The sequence below is a fragment of the Bradyrhizobium sp. JR4.1 genome (assembly GCF_040548605.1).
Classification (GTDB): domain Bacteria; phylum Pseudomonadota; class Alphaproteobacteria; order Rhizobiales; family Xanthobacteraceae; genus Bradyrhizobium; species Bradyrhizobium canariense.
Window position 1 is genome coordinate 49,968 of sequence record NZ_JBEPRY010000008.1, and the last position, 21,744, is coordinate 71,711.

The following is a 21,744-nucleotide window of genomic DNA, read 5'->3' on the forward strand; positions in this document are numbered from 1 at the left end:
CAAGCCGTCAGCCGGCGACAATGGTTCCGTGGCCGCCGCCACGCAGTACAGCGCCGATCGAACCCGGCTCCGCAATCGAGAACACGATGATAGGCAGCGACGTCTCGCGGGCAAGTGCGAAGGCGGTCGCATCCATCACCTTGTAGCCACCCTCGATCGCCTGCGAATGCGTCAAACGGTCGAATCGCGTCGCCGTCGGGTCCTTCTTCGGGTCGGCCGAGTAGACGCCGTCGACATTGGTCGCCTTCAGCACCGCCTGGGCGCCGATCTCGGCCGCACGCAGCACCGCGGTCGTGTCGGTGGTGAAGAACGGATTACCGGTTCCGCCACCCAGCAACACGATCCGGCCCTCGGCGAGGTATTTGTGTGCCGCGGTGCGGGTGAACAGTTCGGAAATCTCGGGCATGACGAAGGCCGACAGCGTGCGCGCAGGCGTGCCCTTGCGCTCGATCGTGGCCTCCAGCGCGAGGCAGTTCATCATCGTCGCGAGCATGCCCATGGTGTCGCCGGTCGGGCGCGACACGCCGCGCGAGGAGACCTCGACGCCGCGAAAGAGATTGCCGCCGCCGATCACGACGGCGACTTCGGTACCGAGATGGCGGGCTGCGATCAGATCGTCGGCGACCCGGTCAATGGTCGGCTGATCGATGCCAAAACCCTGCGATCCGGCGAGATATTCGCCGGACAGCTTGATCACGACGCGACGATAGACCGGATCAGTCATGAGCACTTTCCTTGTCCGGCCGCTGCTTCCGGCGGCACGCCGGGAGGAACGTTCCGGCGCTTACTTCTTTCCGCTGGCCGCCGCGACCTCGGCCGCGAAGTCGCTTTCCTGCTTCTCGATTCCCTCACCGAGAGCATAGCGCACAAAGCCCGCGATCTTCACCGCGCCGCCGACCTTGCCTTCGGCTTCCTTCACCGCCTGCGCCACCGACTTGCCGGTGTCGTGGATGAAGGCCTGCTCGAGCAGGCAGACTTCCTTGTAGTAGGTCTTCAGGCCGGACTCGACGATCTTCTCGATCACGTTCTCGGGCTTACCCTGCTGGCGATATTTGTCGGCGAGCACGTCCTTCTCGCGCTTGACGACCGCCGGATCAAGACCGGACGGATCGAGCGCCAGCGGGTTGGCGGCCGCGACATGCATCGCGATCTGGCGGCCAAGCGTTGCGAGCTCGTCGGCCTTGCCCGGCGATTCCAGCGCCACGATCACGCCCATCTTGCCGGCGCCCTCGACGACCGCGCCGTGGACGTAGCTCGACACCACGCCCTGGCTGACTTCGAGCGAAGCTGCGCGCCGCAGCGTCATGTTCTCGCCGATGGTGGCGATCGCGTCATTGATCGCGGTTTCGATCGTGACGTCGCCGACCTTGGCGGCCTTGATCTTGTCGACATCGGCGCCGACGTTGAACGCGACCTGGGCGATCATCTTGACGAGGCCCTGAAACTGGCCGTTGCGCGCGACGAAATCGGTCTCGGAATTGACCTCGACCACGACGCCCTTGTTGCCCTTGGTGAGCGCGCCGATCAGACCCTCGGCGGCGACGCGGCCCGACTTCTTGGCGGCCTTCGACAGGCCTTTCTTGCGCAGCCAATCCTGCGCCGCTTCCATGTTGCCGTCGTTTTCGGTCAGCGCGGCCTTGCAGTCCATCATGCCTGCGCCGGTCGACTCGCGCAGGTCCTTGACCATCGCAGCTGTGATCGTTGCCATCGTTCAAAATCCTTTTTGCCTGCCGGTTTGCCGCGGCGCGGCCAGATCGCCTCGCCGCGGTCCATCTCAGGAATTCGCGTCAACTGAAATGGTGGCCGGAACTTGTCCGGCCAACCCATCGCTCTTTTTGACTATTCCGCTTCCGCGGTCAGGGCCTTGGCCTTGGCCACCCAGGCGTCCGCGCGGCTCGGCAAGCCGACTTCTTCGCCGATCTTGTGCGCGGTGTCGTGATCGAGCTCGGCCAGCTGCCAGAAGTGGAAGATGCCGAGGTCGTTGAACTTCTTCTCGATCGCGCCCGACACGCCCGGGAGCTTCTTGAGATCGTCGGAGGTGCCACGCGGGCCGGCGAGGCCCTGGAAGCCGCTCGTGGCGGGCAGCTCTTCTGCGACCGGCCGAACCGAAGCACCGACGTCGATGCCGGAATCGCCCTGGGCGCGCGAAATGCCGTCAATCGCAGCGCGTGCGATCAGATCGCAATAGAGCGCGATCGCGCGGCCGGCGTCGTCATTTCCCGGCACCACATAGGTGATGCCCTTCGGATCCGAATTGGTGTCGACGATCGCCGCGACCGGGATGTTGAGCCGCTGGGCTTCCTGGATCGCGATGTCTTCCTTGTTGGTGTCGATCACGAAGATCAGGTCGGGCAGACCGCCCATGTCCTTGATGCCGCCGAGCGAGCGATCGAGCTTGTCGCGCTCGCGCTGAAGCGTCAGGCGCTCCTTCTTGGTGTAGGAGGAGGCATCGCCGCCGGCGAGGACGTCGTCGAGATGACGCAGGCGCTTGATCGAGCCCGAGATCGTCTTCCAGTTGGTCAGCGTGCCGCCGAGCCAGCGCGAATTGACGAAATACTGAGCGCAGCGCTTGGCCGCGTCGGCAACGCCGTCCTGCGCCTGGCGCTTGGTGCCGACGAACAGAATGCGGCCGCCCTTGGCGACAGTGTCGCTGACCGCCTGCAAGGCGTTATGCAGCAACGGCACGGTCTGCGCGAGGTCGACGATGTGGATGTTGTTGCGAGCGCCGAAAATGAACGGCGCCATTTTCGGATTCCAGCGGTGAGACTGGTGACCAAAGTGCACGCCGGCTTCGAGGAGCTGACGCATAGTGAAATCGGGTAGTGCCATCGTTCTAATTCTCCGGTTGGTTCCTCCGGAAGCGTGTGAGCAGAACGGAGCGTTGTCGCCCCGGCTGCCACCGGACGGCCTTGTGAGCCATGCTTCCGTGTGAGATGGCGCGGTGTATAGCGCGATTTCGACCAGAAGCAAGGAAATAAGGGCCTTTCGGGGCGGCTTTCGCCCGCGAAAGGCCCTCTTCCGTAAAGATCACGCTGCGCCCGCGGACCCCACTAGCATTTGGGCTGGTTCGGCGGGCACTTCTTTGCCGCCGGCGGCGGAGCCGGAGGACGCGGTGGGGGCGCTGCTGGGCGCGGCGGCGGCGGTGGCGCGACGGCCATCCGAGGCGGCGGAGGTGGCGCCGGCCGGGCGACCGGCGGCGGCGGCGCGGGACGCGCCATTGGCGGCGGCGCCGGCCGAGCGACCGCGGCCGGCGGAGCCACCCGTGGCGGTGGCGGCGGTGCAATACGCGGTGGAGGCGGAGGCGTCGGGCGCGCCACGGCCTGAGGCCGCGGTGGTGGTGGTGCCGGCGGCCGGGCAGCCTGGGCGGGAGCAGCGGTCGGCTGATGCTGCGGCCGGATCGGCTCCCGCACCGCCGAGGGCGGCGGCGTGACCGGTCGTCCAACTGGGCCAGGAGGCGGAGGCGTGCGGGCAGCCGGCGGCGAGCCAGCCGGCTCCCGGGTCGCGGACTTGCCATGGTCCCCAGGCCCGGTCCCGGGCGGGGCCTGGGCAACCGGCGGCTTCGGCAGTTGGCCGGGCACAGCGGCCGGGCTTGTCGCCGTGGGCGCAGTCGCCGGCGCGCCGGTCGGTGCACCGGGATGGGCTGGCGGCGTGGTGCCGGGAGCAGCAGTCGTCGGCGCTCCCGCAGGCGCTCCCGCAGGCGCTCCCGCAGGCACTCCCGCAGGCACTCCCGCAGGCACTCCCGAATGGGTCGGCAGCGGCGCGCCGGGAGCAGTGGCTGTCGACTGCCCGGGTCTGCCGCCCGGCAGTGGCTCGGCTCCCGCTGACGGTACAGGTGGACCGCCATGGGTGCCGGGAACCGGCAGCGTGTTGGCTTGGGGCAGCTTGGCCGGTGGCGTGGCAGATGGACTGGCAGGCGGAGCGGCAGGTGGCGTACCGGTCGGCGCGGCATTGGCGGGCGTCGCCGGAGGCGTTCCTGGCCTCGCCGTCGGCCGCATCGTCGCGCTCGGCGGCATCGGCGCCTTGCCCTGCTGAATCAGGGCGGCACGCTGCAGGACCGCCTGCGGCATGGCTGGACCAGCCGGATTGGTGCGCCCGGCAATGGCCGGTGTGAGATTACCCGGTCCCGCTCCGGTACCCGCACCCGCACCCACACCCACCGGCGGTGCCGGCGGCTGGTTGATCACTGTGTTGATGACCGTCGTATTATGGATGTTCTGATAGATGATGTTGTTCGGCGGCGGTGCGACATAGACCGGCGGCCTGACGAACACGGGAATCGGCACGAACATCGGCTGCGGCAGCACGAACAGGCCGATCACCGGCATCGGCGGCGACAGCACGACGAAATCCGGCGGCGGCGGCGGCAGATAGTAGACCGGCGGCGGCGGTGGCGGCGCGAAGCCAAAATCCGGATCGCTGAAATACAGTACGGGACGATCGACATAGACCACCTCCTCCGGCGGCGGTGGCGGCACGTCGTAGTCGATCATCGCGAAGCTCGGCGGCGGCTCGGGCGGCGCGGTGAGAATCGCCAGGCGCCGGCGCGCATCCGCCGCATGCGGACCGCGCGGATAGCGACGCAGATACGACCAATAGGCTTCCGGCGTGTCGGTACGATAGGTCCGCCGCCAGGTGATGGCCTCGCGGCGCGCCGCGACGATCACCAACACGCGCTTCGACAGCGGGTCGCCGGGATAGGCGGAGAGAAACTCTTCGTAGGCCGGCAGCGTGTCGCGCGTGAGCGCGGCGGCATAGGCATCCTGCACGCCGAGATCGCGGATCGGCTTGTTGCGGATCGCAGCGACTTGGTCGGGCGCGGCCTCCGGCGGCGGCGCGTCGGGCCCGCGCTCGAAGAACGAGAATTGCGCCGATATCTTCTGCTCGTTCCAGGGCACCTGCGCGCCCTTGCTGGCCTCGTTGACGCGCAGGCGAACGCGGTCGAACACTTCAGGCAGCGGCAGGCCGCCGGTGCGGATCATCTCCGCTAGCGACTGCGCATAGATGCCGTAAGGTCCGGGCTCCTCGGGCGCCACCGTGCCGGGCGCGGCGTTGAACGCGATCAGCATGTTGGCGTCGGGCTCGACCAGCGCAAGTCCGCTCGCGATCTGCTGGCCGCCCTCCACGAAGGGCTGCGCCCGCGCGGCGTCGAGCACGACGATGTTGGCCTTGAGCGGAACGGAGGCGAGCTGGCGGAGATAGTCGCCGATGCGCAAGCCTTCGGTCGGAATGTCGGTGTCGCGGGTGATGTTGGAGTCGACCGGGATGAAATAGTTCTCACCCGCAAGCTGCACGCCATAGCCGGCGAGATACACCATCGCGACGGTGCCCGGTCCGGAGGCCTGCGCCTTCTGGATGAAATCGCGAAAGCTCTTGCGCAGCGTGTCGCCGTCGAGATCGCGGGCGCCGACGACGTCGAAGCCCGCCGCCTGCAGCGTCTGCGCGATCAGGCCGGCATCGTTTGCCGTCGTCGCCAGCGGCGACTTGGCATAAGCGCCGTTGCCGACCACGAGCGCGATACGCTTTTCCTGCTGCTGCGCACGGGCCGGCTCCGGCGCGCCCGCGGCAAGGACCGCGATCGGCAGGAGAAGGCAAATGAAGGCTCTGAGCGTCCCACGCATGGCTTGCTTGCCCGTTTTGTTGTTGAGGTGCCGCCACGCATCAGACGCGCGGCCAGCTGAATGGCACTTGAACGAAAGGCTTCCAAATAGCGAAGGCTTGGATTGAGGCGGCGGCATGGCCACCCCGCTCCGGCGTCAGCTCCGCGTAAGTGACGCGGCGACGCACCGGCGTGAGGCGAAGTCAGCCGGTTCAGCCCTGCGCGATCAGGTCGACCGTTCCCGTCGTGAGCCGATAGATGCCGCCGACGATTTTCAGCTTGCCCTGCTCCACGGCCGCGTTGAGGATCGGCGCCGCCGATTTCAGCTTCGCGACGTTGTCGATGACGTTCTGCCGGATCGCCTTGTCGAGGACGTCCCCGCCCTGCTGCATCGCAGCCTTGGCGGCGGGCGTGATCGCATCGACCAGCGAGGGAATATGGCCCGGCGGCGGCTTGTTGTCCTTGATCGCCTTCAGCGTCGCATCGACCGCGCCGCAAGCGTCATGGCCGAGCACGAGGATCAGCGGCGTATTCAGTACGGCCACCGCGTATTCCATGCTGGCGATGGTTTCGGTGCCGGCAAAATTTCCGGCGACGCGGCAGACGAACAGGTCGCCGCGGCCGGTGTCGAAGGCATATTCCGGCGCGATGCGCGAATCGGCACAGCTCAGCACGGCGGCAAACGGGTTCTGTCCGCCGACCAACGCCTCGCGCTCGTGCTTGAAATCATGCCGCCGCGACACGCCGTCGACGTAGCGCGCGTTGCCTTCCACCAGGCGTTTCAACGACCCATCGGGTGACAGCACGTTCTGCGGCTTTGGCGGCGTCTTGGTCTCTTTGGCGAAGGCATTGCCGGCGAAGGCAAGGCCGAACGCCGCGGCGCCAAACAGCATTGCGGACCGCCGCGACGGCCCGGTATTTCGCTGCAGAGCTTCAGAGCATTTGTCGCACATGTCGCGTTTCCTCCCGGCGAGGTGGACGATGGCATCGCCGTGATCATAGCCGCAATGACGTGACGAAACCACAACATCCGCCGGGAGCACGCAGGACGTTCAGCGCCGATCAGAGCTGCTGCACGTCCACCACGCCGGCGACCGCCTTGATGGCGCCGGCGATCTGCGGCGAGACCTTGAAGCGGCCGGGCAGCTTCATCTCGACCTCGGTCTCGACGTCGAGCATCATGACCAGCGAGACCTCGCCGTCGCCGTTGGAGCGGGGCGCGGTGCCCGGACTGCCGACCTTCGGCGCGGCGCCGTTCGAACCGGCCATGTCGGGACCGGCGAGACGCTTGGCGATCGATTCCAGCGGCTTGGTGTCGCGCACGAAGATGCGCAGGCCCTTCTGGGTCTTGGCCGCGGCCTCGTCCAGCGGTTCGGCGTGGAGCACGCGGGCGCGGACGTCCTCGCCCTGAAGCTCGGCGCCGAGCTGGAGCAGCACCGCGGCGCCCGGCTCCAGCACGTCGCGATATTGCGCGAGGCCTTCGGAGAACAGCACCGCCTCAAAGTGACCCGTGGGATCAGAGAGCCCCATGATGCCCATCTTGTTGCCGGTCTTGGTCCGCCGCTCCATGCGCGACACCACCGTGGCGGCGACCTTGCCTGCCGTGGCGCCGGTCTTCACCGCGCGCGAGAACTCGGCCCAGGACTGCACGCGCAGCCGCTTCAGCACGGTGGCGTAATCGTCGAGCGGATGCCCCGACAGGAAGAAGCCGATCGCGTCATATTCGCGGCGCAGCCGCTCGGCCGGCAACCAGGGCTCGATCTGCGGCAGCATGATCGTCGGCGCGTCGGCCGAGCTGCCGAACATGTCGTTCTGGCCGATGGTTGCAGCTTCGTTCGCCCGCTGGCATGCGGCGAGAATCGAGTCGGCGCCGGCGAAGACCCGCGCCCGGTTCGGCTCCAGGGTGTCGAAGGCGCCCGCAGCAGCGAGGCTTTCGATGATGCGCTTGTTGATCGCGCGCGGCGACACTCGCGCGGCGAAGTCGGCGAGCGAGGTGAACAAGCCGTTTTTGGTCCGCTCCGCGATGATCTGCTCGACGGCCGCAATGCCGACGCCCTTCAGCGCCGCGAGCGCGTAGTAGATGGTCTTGTCGCCGACCTCGAAAGTCGCGCCGGAGCGATTGACGTTGGGCGGCTCGACCTTGATGCCGAGGCGCTGCGCCTCGGCGCGGAATTCGGACAGCTTGTCGGTATTGTTGAGATCGAGCGTCATCGACGCCGCGATGAACTCCACCGGGTAATGCGCCTTCATGTAGGCGGTGTGGTAGGACACCAGCGCATAGGCCGCCGCGTGGCTCTTGTTGAAGCCGTAGTCGGCGAATTTCGCCAGCAGCTCGAAGATGGTATCGGCCTGCCCCTTCGGCACGCCGTTCTTCACTGCGCCTGCGACGAAGATCTCGCGCTGCTTCTCCATCTCGGCGCGGATCTTCTTGCCCATGGCGCGGCGCAGCAGGTCGGCGTCGCCGAGCGAATAGCCCGACATCACCTGCGCGATCTGCATCACCTGTTCCTGGTAGATGATGACGCCGAAGGTCTCTTTGAGAATCGGCTCCAGCACGGGGTGGAGATATTCCGGCTCCTCGTCGCCGTGCTTGCGCGCGCAATAGGTCGGGATGTTCGCCATCGGACCCGGTCGATAGAGCGCGACCAGCGCGATGATGTCCTCGAAACGGTCGGGGCGCATGTCGACCAGCGCGCGCCGCATGCCCTGGCTTTCAACCTGGAACACGCCGACCACCTCGCCACGCGCCAGCATCTGGTAGCTTTCGGCATCGTCGATCGGCAGCGTCGCGAGATCGACATGGATGTCGCGCGGCTTGAGCAGTTTGCACGCGACGTCGAGCACGGTCAGCGTCTTCAGACCGAGAAAGTCGAACTTCACGAGGCCCGCGGGCTCGACCCATTTCATGTTGAACTGGGTCACCGGCATGTCGGATTTGGGATCGCGATACATCGGCACGAGTTCGCTCAAGGGGCGATCGCCGATCACGATGCCGGCCGCATGCGTCGAGGCGTGACGGGTCAGGCCTTCGAGGCGCTGCGCGATGTCGAAGGCGCGCGCCACCACCGGGTCCTCGTCGCGGAACGCCTGGAGCTTCGGCTCGCTCTCGATCGCGGCGGCCAGCGTCACCGGCGCGGCCGGATTCTGCGGCACGAGCTTGGTGAGCTTGTCGACCTGGCCATAGGGCATCTGCAGCACGCGGCCGACGTCGCGCAGCACGCCGCGCGCCTGCAGCGTACCGAAGGTGATGATCTGCGCGACCTGGTCGCGACCGTAGCGCTCCTGGACGTATCTGATCACCTCCCCCCGGCGGTCCTGGCAGAAGTCGATGTCGAAATCCGGCATCGAGACGCGTTCCGGATTGAGGAAGCGCTCGAACAGCAGACCAAACTTGATCGGGTCGAGGTCGGTGATGGTCAGCGCCCACGCAACCAGCGAGCCCGCGCCGGAGCCACGGCCTGGCCCGACCGGAATGCCCTGGCCCTTTGCCCATTTGATGAAGTCGGAGACGATCAGGAAGTAGCCCGCGTACTTCATGCGCATGATGACGTCGAGCTCGAACGCAAGCCGCGCGTTGTAGTCTTCTTCCGTCGTGCCCTGCGACAGCCCGTGCACGCGCAGGCGGTTGGCGAGCCCCTCCTCCGCCTGCCGCTTCAATTCGGCCGCCTCGACCGCGGCGGCATCGGAGCTTGCGGCAGCGCCGACCGTGAAGAACGGCAGGATCGGCTTGCGCGTCATCGGCCGGAACGAGCAGCGCTCGGCGATCTCGACCGTCGAGGCCAGCGCCTCCGGAATGTCGGCGAACAGCACCGCCATCTCGGCGCGGGTCTTGAAGCGGTGATCGGGCGTAAGCTGCTCGCGCTCGGTCTCCGCGATCAGCCGCCCGCCGGCGATGCAGAGCAGCGCGTCATGGGCTTCGTAATCGTCGGTCGCGGCGAAATACGGCTCGTTGGTCGCGACCAGCGGCAGGCCCTTGGTAAAGGCGATGTCGATCAGGCTGCTTTCGACCCGCCGCTCCTTCTCGATGTTGTGGCGCTGCAATTCGACGTAGAGGCGGTCCCCGAACAGGCTGGCCAGACGCTCGCAGCGCGCCGCCGCGAGCTCGCTATAACCGCCGGCAAGCGCCAGCGAGATCGGCCCGTCCGGACCGCCCGTCAGCGCGATCAGGCCTTCGGTCTCGCCTTCGAGCCAGTCGAACTTGATGTGGGGAGCATGAGTGTCGGGCGTCTCCATGAAGGCGCGCGAGTTCAGCCGCATCAGACTGCGATAGCCGCGCTCCTGCGCGGCCAGCAGCACCACGCGCGAGGGCAGCAGCACGTTACGCGCAGTGGGATCCTGGTCGCCGAACTCGATCGCGATCTCGCAGCCCACGATCGGCTGGATACCGGAGCCCGCCATCTTGTCGGAGAACTCCAGCGCACCGAACATGTTGTCGGTGTCGGTCAACGCCAGCGCCGGCTGATGGTCTTTCTTGGCAAGCTCCGCGAGCTTGGCGATCTTGATCGAGCCCTTGAGCAGCGAATAGGCCGAGTGAACGTGAAGGTGGACAAATCCGGCGCTCGGCATGGTCGCGTGACGGCCTCTTGCAGATGAGATGGAGCGGTCACCGGCACGGGAGGCATCCTGCACTCGCCCGGCCGACTCGCCTCATAATGGTGGGGCGTCACGCTGCCAGAGTCCACGCCAGAGCGGCCAATCGGCCGCGTCGTCCTGCTTTTCCCCAACCTGGCCAGCGCCTAGAGCTGCGGGAGCACCTGGGCCCAGATCGCGATCATCCCGACAAACAGCGCGATCGAGGCTAGCGCGGCGGCTTCTTCGACGAAAATCCTGAACATGGCTTACTCCATGGTGAGAACGTATGAAGAACATTGTTCTCATTTCGTTCTCAGGAGTCAAGCCATCTCGACCGTCTCGAAACGGAATGGTTAACCCGCTGAAGTCCAACAACAAAAAAGCCCCGGCCGATGGCCGGGGCTTTCGCCGACCGCTCGAAGTCGAGCGATCGATATCAGGCATCTACTCAGTAACGGCCGAGGCTCGGGCCGCCGAACTTGTAGTTCAGGCGGACGAGGCCCATGTCGACGTCCTGACGGATGCGATCGGTCGAGGGCACCAGCGCGAAGGTGACGTTCTTGTCCTGCAGGAAGATGTGGTTGTACTCGACGCCAACCGACCAGTTCGGGGCGAAACCGTACTCGAGGCCGGCACCGATCGTGCCACCCCAACGGGTCTGATCGTTCGAGGACAGCAGCGCGCCGCCAAGGGTCGAGACTTCATACTTGCTGCCGGCGACAGCCGCACCGCCCTTGGCGTAAACGAGGACGTTGTTCCAGGCGTAGCCGATCTGACCGGTGATGAGACCGAACGAGTCGATCTTGGAGCGGTTGCGCGTCGCAAACAGCGCGCTGACGTTGTCGCCAGAGAAGTCAGCCCAGTTGCCCTGACCTTCGATGCCGAACACCCACTGGCCCGACTGCATGCGGTAGCCGATCTGGCCGCCGACCGTGCCGCCGGTCGCATCGTGCGAACCCTCGCGGCCACCGCCGACGAGATCCCAGGTCGAATGGGCGGAACCGCCGCCGCCGTTGATACCGATGTAGAAGCCGCTCCAGTCGTAGATCGCGGCAACCATCGCCGGCGCCTTGGTGTAAGGCCGCGCAGCGAGGTCAGCAGCCAGCGCCGGTGCGGTCGCGCCGAGCGCGACAAGGCTCACAGCAGCAAGCAACAGATTCTTGTTCATTTGATTCCCGTTCCAGTTTCGTCGTTAGGCCCCCGGGCCGTGGCGTCGTCATACCAGCGCGCGACGGAATTGCTGTAACCTCGACGCCACAGTCCGCGCCAAAGGATCGCGCTTCATTAATGAAGATTTACCAGCGCGCGCTGGAAGCCCTTTGAAACAAGTGTTTTCACGAGTTCCATTGTCGATTACACGACATCTGCGGCACACGCGCGTGACAACGTCGCGCGCACGTTCGCGTGATTGGAGAATTGAATGCGCAGACGAATTGCCCTCCCCATTGTCGCCATATTTTCGCTCGCCCTCGCCACATTTGGGCTCACGCTCAGCGCAAGCGTGCCTGCGCGCGCGTTCGGGACCCACCATGCCTTCTGCCTGACCGGCGATGAATGGCCGGGGCTGAGCAATTGCACGTTCGACAGTTACGCGCAGTGCCAGGCGAGTTCGTCGGGCCGCGCCCTCACCTGCATCGCGAACCCTTATTTCGCAGGTCAGAGCGATGACCCCTATGCGTATCAGAACAGGCCGCGCGCGCAGGTGCCGGGTTATTCACCCGGTTACTACGTGCCGCGCTGAGATGCGTCGCACTCGCCTCGCGCTCCTCGCGATCGGCCTGCTCCTCGCGGGCGCGCCTGCGCGCGCGCAGACCTATGATCCGAGCTATCCGGTCTGCATGCAGATCTACGGCCCCGTTGGCTATTTCGATTGCCGCTACACCTCGCTCGAGCAGTGCAGATTTCTAGCAGTCGGTCGGTCGGCGACGTGCGTAGCGAACCCGTATTTCGCGCAGAAGAAGCCCCCTCGCCACTCGCGGCGCATCAATTAAATCGGGACTCTGATATGCGGCCCGCCTTTTGGATGCGGCCCGAGATCCGGTGGCTTGAGGACGCCTCCTTAACCAGCCATCGTCACGATCAACGGTCCGCTTCGCGTGGCGATCACCGTGTGCTCGTATTGAACGGTCGGCGCCTCGGGGCTGCTGTAGAGCGTCCAAGGATCATCGCCATCCTGTGCCCATTCGGCGCCGAGAGACAGGAACGGCTCGACGGTGAACACGAGGCCTTCGCTCATGATGCGGCGTTCGGAGCGGTCGGGCCATGTTGCGATCTCCGTCGGCTCTTCGTGGAGCGACAGGCCGACACCGTGACTGGCAAGGTTCCTGACCAGGCTGTAACCGTTCTTCCGCGCAAATGTCCCGATGGCCTGACCGATTCCGGCGATCGGCTTGCCGGCTCCAACCTGCTGCAGGCCCGTCCACATTGCGCGCCGGCCATCCCTGCAAAGACGTTCGACCACTCGCGTTGCGGGTGGAACGGCGAACGATGCTCCCGTATCCGCAAAGAAGCCGTTCTTCTCGGCTGACACGTCGATGTTCACGAGGTCCCCACGCGCGATCCGCCGATCGCCCGGGATGCCATGAGCGATCTCCTCGTTCACGCTGATGCAGGTTGCGCCCGGAAAGTCGTAGGCCAGCTCCGGAGCCGAACGTGCGCCGGCAGCCTCCAGCAGTACACGCCCGATCCGATCGAGCTCGGAGGTGGTCATGCCCGGCTCGAGCGCCTTCCCCATTGCCTCCAGGATATTGGCGACGATGCGCCCGATTTCTTTCAGGCGCGCGAGGTCGTTGTCATCCGAGATTGTCATGTCATGCTCTTCCGAAAGCCGGGACATAGCCCTTGTGACGGCGGCTTGCAAACGGGAGAGATCGTTTCCAAAGCGCGTTCAGATATCGTCAAGCAAGCTGCGGACTTTGGCAGCCAGGTCTTCGATAGCGAAGGGCTTCGGAAGCAGATGCTTGCCGGCATCGAGCACGCCATTGTGAACGATTGCATCGCGCGTGTAGCCGGTGGTGAACAGCACTTTCAGCGCCGGGAAACGTCTCGACAGCTCGGCCGCCAGCTCGGCGCCGGTCATGTCGGGCATGACGACATCCGTGAACAGCAGATCCGGAACGAAACCATTTTCGATCGTCCTGATCGCCTCTTTGGCGCTGGCTGCCTCGATGACGGTATAGCCAAGTTCGCGCAGGCTTTCGGACGACATGCTGCGGACGCGCTCGTCGTCTTCCACGACGAGAATGGTTTCGTTCTGATGGCTCGCACCGGCGGGTGTCTCTTCCTGCGACAGATCTGAGCCCGCCTCCTCGCCGGCGAAGCGTGGAAGGTAGATCTTCACGGTCGTGCCAACATCGACTTCCGAGTCAATTTTGACATGGCCGCCCGACTGCCGCACGAAACCATAGACCTGACTGAGGCCGAGGCCGGTCCCCTTGCCCACGACCTTGGTCGTGAAAAACGGATCGAACACCTTGCCGAGCACATCGGCCGGAATTCCCGTGCCGTTGTCCGTCACGGCGACGAGAACGTACTGCCCGGGTGCGAGTGCATACTCGCGAGCATATTTTCGGTCTATCGAGGCGTTGCTGGTTTCTATCGTCAGCCTGCCGCCCTTCGGCATGGCATCGCGCGCATTGACCGCGAGATTGATCACGGCGCTTTCGAGCTGGGCCGGGTCTGCCTTGACCCGCCAGAGGCCCGCCGTCAGCACCGTATCGAGGCGGATTAGCTCGCCAAGCGACCGCTCGAGCAGCTCGCTCATCCCGCCGACCATCTTGTTGATGTCCACGACTTCAGGCGCGAGCGGCTGCTGGCGCGAGAACGCGAGCAGTCGCTGCGTCAACGTAGCTGCGCGATTTGCACCGTCGATGGCGCCCTCGATGAAGCGGTCTATGCTGACCTCTCCCCTGCTGAGCCGCCGCTTGGCAAGGTTCAGGCTACCGAGAATCACGGCCAGCATATTGTTGAAGTCGTGAGCAATGCCTCCGGTCAATTGACCGACGGCTTCCATCTTCTGGGATTGCCGCAATTGCTCTTCAGCTTTCATGCGCTCGGCGATTTCGTCGGCAACACGTTGCTCCAATCCCGCATTGAGCGCCTCGAGCCGGGTCAAGAGCTGGGCGTTATCGATAGCGGTGGCGGCATGGCCCGCAATACCAAGCAATGCGGATTCATGCTCGGTCTGGAATTTACCCGTCTCGGCGTGACCGAAGAAAAGTCCGCCGAAGACTTCGCCGGTGCGCGAGATCACAGGGACCGCCAGATAGGATCGGACCGGAAGATAGCCCTCGGGCATGCCTTTCCGCGGCGCGTTCTTGCCATAGCGGGGGTCCTGCAGAATGTCGTCGGACCTCACCACGCCGGAGCCCTCGAAAGTCGGGCCAAAGAGGGCGGTGTTGCGCGGCATCGGAAAGTTTTCAAACGCGGATGGCGAGGCACCGGACAGCGAATACAGCATATAGCTGCCGCCATCCGGCGCCAGAACGTTGTAGAAAAAGGCGCCGAATTGAGCACCCGTGAGTCCGACGCCGGCATCCGTGACGATCTGGACGATCTTGTCGAGGTCGCGTTCGCGAGAGACCGAGGCCCCGGTATCATTCAGTATTCTGAGATGACGCTCGGTTTTCTTTTGCGCGGTGATATCCAGAACCGTTCCGATGAACCGAACAGCCTGGCCGTCGGCAAAGATGGCTTGACCGGTCGCGGCGATCCAGCGTTCGACCCCATCCTCGATACCAATGGTCCGGTATTCCATGTTGTAGTTTGGCCGAGAGTGCGGCGTCAGCGCTGCGGAGACGGCCTCGTGGGCGCGCTGCCTGTCCTCGGGATGAAGCCCCTTCAGGAACGACCCTTCATAGCTGACTTCGGCGTCCGGTGATAAACCGAACACCTCCTTGCAGCGGCTATCCCATCGAAGAACGTTGTTGACCGGGTCGTAGTCCCAGGTGCCGATACCAGCCGCCTTGTTGGCAAGCGTCAGTCGTTCGGCAGCCTCCCGCGCCGCCTGTTCCGATCGGACGCGCTCGATGTGGGCCCACGATCGCTCGGTCACTTCGGTGAGCAAGGCGAGTTCGCGCGGCGTCCACTGGTGCGGGCCGCGGTGATGAATCGCCATCAGGGCGGTCAGTCGCCCTTCTTTCACCAAGGGCATGCAAATCGTCGAACCGATCCCGATGTTCTGGAAAGTGGCGGCTTCGTCCGGCGCAATCTCCCTTAGATTGTCATTGATGATGAGCGGCCTGCCCGCACTCAACTCTCGCACCGCCTGCTTGCCAAAATCGGCCAGACTGTAGTGACCGATGATATGCATTGCGCCGGGCGCGGCCCAATCGCCGCGTATGGTGAAGCCGTCCTGGTCCGGATCCATGTCGGCGTAGGCGCAGTTCGAGACGCCGAGATGCTCGCCGACCATTTTGGTCGTGACCGCCATCACGCCGTCGGCATCGCGAGTCCTGGCCGTCTCCTTGTTGAGTGCGTCCAGGAAAAGCAGGCGGGCTTCGTTCTCCCGCACAGCCGTTTCCGCACGGCGGCGCTCGACGGCCGTGCGTGTGCGCTCGGCAACATCGCGAATAAGCTCCAGCTCTTCGGGGCTCCATTCGCGCGGCTTGGCATCGTTCAGATAGAGCAGCGCCACGACCCCGTCGGGCTCCGAGATCGGCATGTTGACGAGCGCGCGCGCAGAGATCGCCTCGAGAGCATTGGCACGATCGCCGACGCGAGGGTCTTTCTCCGCATCGGCACAGACGACGGTCTCGCCCCGCTTGAGGTCTTCGATGTAGCTGCCATAGTCGCGAAACTGCAGCACGCCTGCGAGGCTCAGGATGCCCGGTGCGTTCCAGTCGCGGACAATGGTGATGGTCTCGGCTGAGGTGTCGACCGTGCCGTAACCTGCCCTGCTGACGTTCAGGCTGCGGCCGAGCAGCTCCGCCGCGGCGTAGGCGAGATCGTCGGGATTGCTGATCTCTCGGATGTAGTCGCCGAGTGTGGCTAAGACGGAATTGCGATCGGCCGAGCGGACCCCGGTCGCTGTCGTCATTGGTCTTCCCCTGCCACTTCCCTAGCTCCACGAGGAGCCAGCCGTTTGATCGTCCCGCTGCTGTTCGCTTCGACCACAGGTAGCCCGCCTGACTTTCTGAGTGATGCAGCCGGGTCGCGCAAATTGTCTGCGCGATAACCGCATGATGGCATTTAGGTTCCCGTCGTCACCGTCCCCTGGGAGGCTGCCGTTCTGCCTGCTCCCACCTGGTCGCCAGATTACCAATCCAGACGTGGCGGACGGACCCTGGAAACTGGAAAACGAAGCGCGCCCCTTCGTCCGCAAGATCGCGATGCTGAAGAAGGAGAACGGCGCTTCGTTCCGGCCTATGGAGAATGGCGTCTGTCTTGCGAAAGCGGAAAGCGCGTGCCGCTGACATTCGCGGGCGAGATCGACGAGACGGCCGTCGGCAAGAGCACCATCCTGGTGACGGCGAACGCCGCTCCGGACAAGACGGCCGGAGGGTCTGCATTGCGGGCCGGAAAATATGAGGTCTGGCGCGGCAGCATCGATCCCGAGATGGTCAAGGCGATCCTGGCGTCCCGCTCCCTGCATGTCCGCGAAACCATGCTGCTACCCGACGACAAGGCGGACATCACGAAATTCGACATCGACCTGACGGGCCTGACGTCAGTGTGGCCGCAGCTTGCGACGTCATGCGCGGCGGCGACGCCGGCTCCCAAGAGCCCGTGGCCGGCCATTCAGCAGCCGAACGCCAGCGTAACGCCCCCGGCCGCAACGTCGCCATGAGTCAACGTAGCGCAACTCGAACATCGCGCCGACGGTCAGCTCTGCCAGGGCGTGTTGCGGATGCGAGTGCATGCGTTCGGCTTGTGAAATGTGGGGTCGTGATCTTCGATGTAATCGAAATTAACAGTCCCGAACGTGGTCTGCGGCTTCTTCAAGGCTGAGCAGGTTTGTATCTGAAGGAACTCGTTCTTGAAGTCACCGCGCGGAAATGCGGTGGTCACCTGGTCGCGCTGCTCCGGCGTGTACTCATCATAGCCAATCCCCACGACGTCGACCAAAACGCCCGCATTCGTGAGAGCGATTTCCGGCCGCATGTATTGTGGAATTCCAGGCGTCGTATGTAACGCGATCGCCTCCCAAACCAGATCGGCCTTTGGCTCGTCAATGCCGTGTCCCCTCAGAAATTCGCGGGCGGCATCGGCGCCATCAACTTCAAATCGCTTGGTCTGTGTATGGTAATGGTCGACAAGCCCGAGATCGTGGAACAGCGCCGCGATGTAGAGCAGCTCGGAATCGAATTTTAGATTTTGCCGATGTCCCTTGATCGCGCCGAACACAAAGACGCGGACCGAGTGGTTGAACAACATGTCGTTTTCGTACTGGCGCACCAGCTCGGCGGCCTCCCATGCGATCTTACTGTCGGGAATCTTCACGCCGGAAATTGCGATGGTCATATCAAGCTCCTGCCTTGAATCGCCGATTTCTCAGGACATGCCGTCGCAGTCGAAGGCATGTCTGTACCCTCTTGCCGTCTGGCACCGCGGTCAGGCTGCCATCTCCTCCTTCGCGGCCTGTGGCGTATTTCGGAAGCTGATTGCCATGCGATTGTACGCGTTCATCAGGCCGATCGCGATGGTGAGATCGACGAGTTCGCGCTCCTGGAAGACGGCGCGGGCAGCCTCGTAAGCTTGATCCGGGATGCCGGTTTCAGCCACAAGGGTCACCGTTTCGGCCCATGCGAGGGCGGCACGCTCCCGCTCGTCGAAGAGATGACCGCCTTCCGCCCAGGTCTGCACCAGCGCGATCTTTTCGATCTTCTGTCCGCTCTTCAGCAGATCGCGCGTGTGCATGTCGAGGCAGTAGGCGCAGCCGTTGATCTGCGAAATGCGCAGATAGACCAGAGTGACGAGCGTGGCAGGAAGATTGCTCTGCATGACATAGCCGTAGACGCCGCCGAGCGCTTTCATCCCTGCGGGTGCGATGCGGTCGTAATCGAGACGCTTGGCCATTTTCATACTCCATGATCGGTTCTGTTCGGCGGCGGTCGCCGGATACATTCCTTGCCCGATAAATGTCCTCGCACTGGTCTACAAAAAAGCACCAAGAATGGACAAAAATCGTGTACCACGAAGGCATGGTCAAACCGCTGCGGCTGGAGCTCGATCGATCTGCGAAGACGCCATTGGCGGAACAAATCCGCAGAGGTATCGGAGCTGCCATCGAGAGCGGCGTGCTGTCGCCGGGAGCTCGTCTGCCGTCCTGGCAGGATTTGGCGGCTCAGCTGGGTGTCGCGCGCGGCACCGTGCGTTCGGCTTACGAAAAGCTCTCCTCCGCGCAATTGATCGTCGCGTCGCGCGCGACCGGAACGCATGTTGCGGATCGGCCCGCCTTTCCCCCTCGGCAGGAAGCAGCTCCCCACCCCGGCTCGTTCATGGAGATGTACCAGGAGCTCACTGCGGGACCGGCCGTTTTCCAGATGGGTGTGCCCGCTCACGAGACCTTTCCTGCCAAGCTGTTCGCGAGGATGCGCATACGGGCGGTGCGCGCGGAGACGAGCGCACCGGCTATCTACCGGGATCCCCGCGGCGAGCTGGAATTGAGGCGCGACATCGCTGCGTATCTGGCGCTGGCGAGGGGGATCGAATGTGCACCGTCGCAGATCATCATCACCGGCGGCTTCAGCAGCGGGCTCGGACTGGCACTCCGGGTTCTCTGCCTCGAGCAGAAAAAGGTCTGGATGGAGGACCCGGGCTTCCCCTTCACACGGCACGGGCTTGAGCTTGCAAGGTTGTCGATCACGCCGATTCCGGTTGACGCGGACGGCATCGACGTCGGTTACGGCCTGAAACACGCACCTGATGCTGCATTGGTCGTCGTGACCCCGGGACAGCAGGCACCGCTTGGCTCCACATTGTCGCTGGCCAGACGTTCACGCCTTCTCGACTGGGCCGCCCATGAGCGGGTGTGGGTGATCGAGGACGACTATCTGAGCGAGCTTCAGCTGAGGGGCCGGGCCACACCGGCGCTCGCCTCTCTCGATCGTTTCGGGCGCGTCATTCACATCGGGTCTTTCAGCAAGACCCTGACTCCTGCCTTGCGGCTGGGCTTCGTCGTTGCACCCGCCTCTCTGGCTTCCCGTTTTGCCGGGGTTGCGGCATGCCTCGCTCCGGCGCCCGGGCCCTCCGTACAACTCGCAACCGCCGAATTCATCCGCGACGGCCACTATCTACGGCATCTTCGACGCACGAAGCGGGCCTATGCCGCGCAAGGCGATGCGCTGCTGAAATATTTGAAGGCACGTGCCAAGGACATTGCGAAGGACGTTGCGATCGCCGGATTGGCCGCGGTCCTGAGACTGCCGGACGGAACCTCCGACGTCGCGATCGCGCGGGAAGCGGCATCGTTTGGATTGGCGCCCACGCCGCTGTCGCTATGGCATGCGTCTGCGGCCTCGGCGCGATCCGGCCTGTTGCTGGGCGTCGCCACATCTCCCCACAAGAGGATCGAGGCATCCTGCGACCGGCTGCTTCAGATCATCGACCGTCATACATGACGAACTCGGACCCTGTGCTTCCGCAATCTAAACCGGCGTGTAGATCACGAGCTTCAGCGCCGGATCGTCATTGGCCTGAAAGCTGGTGTGCTCGAACCGGAGCACGCCCTTGGTCGGATGGTTCATGGTCTTGAGGCCCGCGGCAGTGCTGCGGATCTCGTGCGCTTCCCACCATTTGACGAATTCCGGACTGCCCTGGCGCAGCCGCGTCAACAAGTCCGTAAAGGCGGGATCGCCGGCCCAGACGTCGTGAGTGGCGCGAAACATCGCGACCATGCTCTTGGCGACGTCGGCCCAGCCGGCACCGTAAAATTTTCGCGTCTGCTTGTTCGTCAGCACCAGCAGCAGCGTGTTGCGGTCCTGCTCGGGCAATTGTCCGAACCCGAAGATCTCCTCGGCGGCGTCGTTCCAGGCCAGCACGTCCCAGCGCCGCCCCGTGACGTAGGCCGGCTGCGCCAGGCTCTCGATCATCCGCCGAACGGGCGGCGGCACGATCTCGCGCGTGAACGCGCGCTTGTCGCCGTCGCGCGCCAGCGCCTTGAGATGGGCGTGCTCGGTCTTGCTGAGGCGCAAGGCGCGGGCAAGCGCGTCGACGGTGGTGACTGAGGGGCTGACGGTGCGGCCCTGTTCGAGCCGGATGTACCAGTCGACGCCGATGCCGGCGAGCTGCGCGACCTCCTCGCGGCGCAGGCCCGCGGTGCGGCGTCGCCGGCCGGCGGGAAGCCCGACCGTCTTCGGCGACAGATTTTCGCGGCGGGAGCGGAGGAAGTCGCCGAATTCGACGCGGCGTGGGTCGGCCATGGTGACGTGCCTCGATGGAGGACTAGGGGAATACTAGGATAATACCAGGCCTTCCCGGGCCTGGAAAGGCGGCGCATATGGGCTTCACTCCACTTTGAGGTGAGATCATGAAAGCTGCCGTATTGAAGTCATTTGGATCGCCGCTTGCGATTGAGGAAGCCGCGGACCCTGTGCTCGGCACGGGCGAGGTCATCGTGGACGTCATCGCAACGCGGGTGCTGTCCTACATGAACGAGGTCTTCAGCGGGGCGCGCAACTATGCGCTCGAGCTGCCGATCATCCCCGGGCCCGGCGGCATCGGCCGGGTGCGCGCCGTCGGCCCGGACGCGACGAAGCTCAGCGTTGGCGACTGGGTGTTCTGCGATCCGACGGTGCGCTCGCGCGACGGCGCCACAGAGCCCGACATTGCCCTGCAAGGACTCACCGCCCCCGGTGCCGGCGCCATGCGCCTGCAACGGCATTTTCGCCACGGCTCGTTCGCCGAGCAGATGCGGGTGCCGACGGAGAACGTGAAACGGCTCGGCACGATCACGCCGGAGGACGCCACGCGATGGTGCGCGCTGGGGACGCTGCTGGTGCCCTATGGCGGCTTCCTTGCCGCCAATCTTCAGCCGGGCGAGACCGTGCTGGTGAGCGGGGCCACCGGCAATTTCGGCAGCGCGGCCGTCTCGGTCGCGCTCGCAATGGGCGCGGCCTGCGTGGTCGCGCCCGGCCGCAACGACAAGGTCTTGGCCGACCTCGTCCGCCGCTTCGGCGATCGCGTCAGGCCGGTCAGTCTCTCCGGCAACGAGGACGACGACCGCGAGCGCATGAAGCGCGCGGCACCCGGTCCGATCGACTGCGTGCTTGATATCATGCCGCCCTCGGTGAGCACCAATGTGGTGCGCGCGGCGATCATGACGGTGCGCGCTTACGGCCGCGTCGTGCTGATGGGCGGCGTCGGCATGGCGGGCGGCGCCGGCCTCGAGCTGCCCTACCCCTGGATCATGCGAAACTGCATCAGCATCCACGGCGTCTGGATGTACCCGCCGGATGCGGCAAGCCGCCTGATCGCGCTGGTGCGCGCGGGACTGCTCAGGCTGGAGGAGTACGAGGCCACAGCCTTCGATCTCGATCATGCCAATGAGGCGGTGGACCATGCCGCCGCCAATGGCGGACCGTTCAAATTGACGGTGATCCGGCCTTGAACGGCTCCAGGAGAGCCATTTTTTTCGT

The 21,744-nt window shown here is 64.8% G+C and carries 17 protein-coding genes; 5 read left to right on the top strand and 12 right to left on the bottom strand.

Annotation, left to right across the window (positions count from 1 at the left end; genetic code table 11):
• Positions 1–7 precede the first annotated feature (7 nt).
• The 7 genes from pyrH to ABIB90_RS18155 form a co-directional block, all read right to left on the bottom strand.
• Positions 8–724, bottom strand: a complete 717-nt coding sequence (gene pyrH, locus ABIB90_RS18125; protein WP_007603627.1) for a UMP kinase — start codon at positions 722–724, stop codon at positions 8–10.
• Between the two features lie 60 nt (positions 725–784).
• Positions 785–1,708 carry a translation elongation factor Ts gene (gene tsf / locus ABIB90_RS18130; RefSeq protein ID WP_007603626.1) on the bottom strand — a complete coding sequence of 308 codons (924 nt, stop codon included), beginning with the start codon at positions 1,706–1,708 and terminating at the stop codon, positions 785–787.
• A 131-nt stretch (positions 1,709–1,839) separates the two neighbouring features.
• Complete coding sequence (locus ABIB90_RS18135; protein WP_007603625.1) at positions 1,840–2,829, bottom strand: 30S ribosomal protein S2; 990 nt, start codon at positions 2,827–2,829, stop codon at positions 1,840–1,842.
• Positions 2,830–3,050: 221 nt separating this feature from the next.
• Positions 3,051–5,618, bottom strand: a complete 2,568-nt coding sequence (locus ABIB90_RS18140) for a caspase family protein (protein ID WP_354164188.1) — start codon at positions 5,616–5,618, stop codon at positions 3,051–3,053.
• Between the two features lie 190 nt (positions 5,619–5,808).
• Positions 5,809–6,549 (bottom strand): carbonic anhydrase, encoded by a 741-nt coding sequence (locus ABIB90_RS18145; protein WP_354164185.1) that lies wholly within the window; start codon positions 6,547–6,549, stop codon positions 5,809–5,811.
• A gap of 109 nt (positions 6,550–6,658) precedes the next feature.
• Positions 6,659–10,162: a DNA polymerase III subunit alpha gene (gene dnaE, locus ABIB90_RS18150; RefSeq protein ID WP_354164182.1), complete on the bottom strand. Its 3,504-nt coding sequence runs from the start codon at positions 10,160–10,162 to the stop codon at positions 6,659–6,661.
• Positions 10,163–10,616: 454 nt separating this feature from the next.
• Entirely contained in the window at positions 10,617–11,336 is a 720-nt protein-coding gene (locus tag ABIB90_RS18155; protein ID WP_007603620.1) for an outer membrane protein, read from the bottom strand.
• A gap of 252 nt (positions 11,337–11,588) precedes the next feature.
• Between ABIB90_RS18155 and ABIB90_RS18160 the strand changes: the two genes are divergently transcribed.
• Both ABIB90_RS18160 and ABIB90_RS18165 read left to right on the top strand, forming a co-directional pair.
• Positions 11,589–11,909: a DUF3551 domain-containing protein gene (locus tag ABIB90_RS18160; RefSeq protein WP_219682201.1), complete on the top strand. Its 321-nt coding sequence runs from the start codon at positions 11,589–11,591 to the stop codon at positions 11,907–11,909.
• Between the two features lies 1 nt (position 11,910).
• Positions 11,911–12,159, top strand: coding sequence for a DUF3551 domain-containing protein (locus ABIB90_RS18165; RefSeq protein ID WP_219682202.1), 249 nt, complete (start codon positions 11,911–11,913; stop codon positions 12,157–12,159).
• 68 nt (positions 12,160–12,227) lie between these two features.
• Here the strand turns inward: ABIB90_RS18165 and map are convergent, their stop codons facing one another.
• Both map and ABIB90_RS18175 read right to left on the bottom strand, forming a co-directional pair.
• A complete protein-coding gene (gene map, locus ABIB90_RS18170) occupies positions 12,228–12,977 on the bottom strand; it encodes a type I methionyl aminopeptidase (protein WP_354164177.1) in 750 nt (249 codons plus the stop codon).
• Between the two features lie 78 nt (positions 12,978–13,055).
• Entirely contained in the window at positions 13,056–16,205 is a 3,150-nt protein-coding gene (locus ABIB90_RS18175) for a GAF domain-containing protein (RefSeq protein ID WP_354164174.1), read from the bottom strand.
• A 366-nt stretch (positions 16,206–16,571) separates the two neighbouring features.
• Between ABIB90_RS18175 and ABIB90_RS18180 the strand changes: the two genes are divergently transcribed.
• On the top strand, positions 16,572–16,955 hold the full coding sequence (locus tag ABIB90_RS18180; RefSeq protein ID WP_354164171.1) for a hypothetical protein: 384 nt from the start codon (positions 16,572–16,574) through the stop codon (positions 16,953–16,955).
• Between the two features lie 35 nt (positions 16,956–16,990).
• Here the strand turns inward: ABIB90_RS18180 and ABIB90_RS18185 are convergent, their stop codons facing one another.
• Together ABIB90_RS18185 and ABIB90_RS18190 are read right to left on the bottom strand one after the other, a co-directional pair.
• Positions 16,991–17,629, bottom strand: coding sequence for an HD domain-containing protein (locus ABIB90_RS18185; protein WP_354164168.1), 639 nt, complete (start codon positions 17,627–17,629; stop codon positions 16,991–16,993).
• A 90-nt stretch (positions 17,630–17,719) separates the two neighbouring features.
• A complete protein-coding gene (locus ABIB90_RS18190; protein ID WP_007603613.1) occupies positions 17,720–18,184 on the bottom strand; it encodes a carboxymuconolactone decarboxylase family protein in 465 nt (154 codons plus the stop codon).
• A 125-nt stretch (positions 18,185–18,309) separates the two neighbouring features.
• Here ABIB90_RS18190 and pdxR point away from each other — a divergent pair, with 125 nt between their 5' ends.
• The gene (gene pdxR, locus ABIB90_RS18195) at positions 18,310–19,728 is read left to right on the top strand and encodes a MocR-like pyridoxine biosynthesis transcription factor PdxR (RefSeq protein ID WP_354164323.1); all 1,419 of its coding nucleotides are present in this window, start codon (positions 18,310–18,312) and stop codon (positions 19,726–19,728) included.
• 27 nt (positions 19,729–19,755) lie between these two features.
• Here the strand turns inward: pdxR and ABIB90_RS18200 are convergent, their stop codons facing one another.
• Positions 19,756–20,529 (bottom strand): helix-turn-helix transcriptional regulator, encoded by a 774-nt coding sequence (locus tag ABIB90_RS18200; protein ID WP_354164165.1) that lies wholly within the window; start codon positions 20,527–20,529, stop codon positions 19,756–19,758.
• 107 nt (positions 20,530–20,636) lie between these two features.
• On the opposite strand from ABIB90_RS18200, the gene ABIB90_RS18205 reads away from it, so the two are divergent.
• Complete coding sequence (locus ABIB90_RS18205) at positions 20,637–21,716, top strand: zinc-binding dehydrogenase (protein ID WP_354164163.1); 1,080 nt, start codon at positions 20,637–20,639, stop codon at positions 21,714–21,716.
• Positions 21,717–21,744 lie beyond the last annotated feature (28 nt).

Excerpts from the sequence above, each read along its gene's own strand:
- ABIB90_RS18160 (WP_219682201.1), top strand. The coding sequence starts at position 11,589 with ATGCGCAGACGAATTGCCCTCCCCATTGTCGCCATATTTTCGCTCGCC.
- ABIB90_RS18200 (WP_354164165.1), bottom strand. The coding sequence starts at position 20,529 with ATGGCCGACCCACGCCGCGTCGAATTCGGCGACTTCCTCCGCTCCCGC.
- ABIB90_RS18155 (WP_007603620.1), bottom strand. The coding sequence starts at position 11,336 with ATGAACAAGAATCTGTTGCTTGCTGCTGTGAGCCTTGTCGCGCTCGGC.
- ABIB90_RS18205 (WP_354164163.1), top strand. The coding sequence starts at position 20,637 with ATGAAAGCTGCCGTATTGAAGTCATTTGGATCGCCGCTTGCGATTGAG.
- pyrH (WP_007603627.1), bottom strand. The coding sequence starts at position 724 with ATGACTGATCCGGTCTATCGTCGCGTCGTGATCAAGCTGTCCGGCGAA.
- ABIB90_RS18190 (WP_007603613.1), bottom strand. The coding sequence starts at position 18,184 with ATGGCCAAGCGTCTCGATTACGACCGCATCGCACCCGCAGGGATGAAA.
- tsf (WP_007603626.1), bottom strand. The coding sequence starts at position 1,708 with ATGGCAACGATCACAGCTGCGATGGTCAAGGACCTGCGCGAGTCGACC.
- ABIB90_RS18145 (WP_354164185.1), bottom strand. The coding sequence starts at position 6,549 with ATGTGCGACAAATGCTCTGAAGCTCTGCAGCGAAATACCGGGCCGTCG.
- pdxR (WP_354164323.1), top strand. The coding sequence starts at position 18,310 with ATGGTCAAACCGCTGCGGCTGGAGCTCGATCGATCTGCGAAGACGCCA.
- ABIB90_RS18165 (WP_219682202.1), top strand. The coding sequence starts at position 11,911 with ATGCGTCGCACTCGCCTCGCGCTCCTCGCGATCGGCCTGCTCCTCGCG.
- map (WP_354164177.1), bottom strand. The coding sequence starts at position 12,977 with ATGACAATCTCGGATGACAACGACCTCGCGCGCCTGAAAGAAATCGGG.
- ABIB90_RS18185 (WP_354164168.1), bottom strand. The coding sequence starts at position 17,629 with ATGACCATCGCAATTTCCGGCGTGAAGATTCCCGACAGTAAGATCGCA.
- ABIB90_RS18135 (WP_007603625.1), bottom strand. The coding sequence starts at position 2,829 with ATGGCACTACCCGATTTCACTATGCGTCAGCTCCTCGAAGCCGGCGTG.
- ABIB90_RS18175 (WP_354164174.1), bottom strand. The coding sequence starts at position 16,205 with ATGACGACAGCGACCGGGGTCCGCTCGGCCGATCGCAATTCCGTCTTA.
- ABIB90_RS18140 (WP_354164188.1), bottom strand. The coding sequence starts at position 5,618 with ATGCGTGGGACGCTCAGAGCCTTCATTTGCCTTCTCCTGCCGATCGCG.
- dnaE (WP_354164182.1), bottom strand. The coding sequence starts at position 10,162 with ATGCCGAGCGCCGGATTTGTCCACCTTCACGTTCACTCGGCCTATTCG.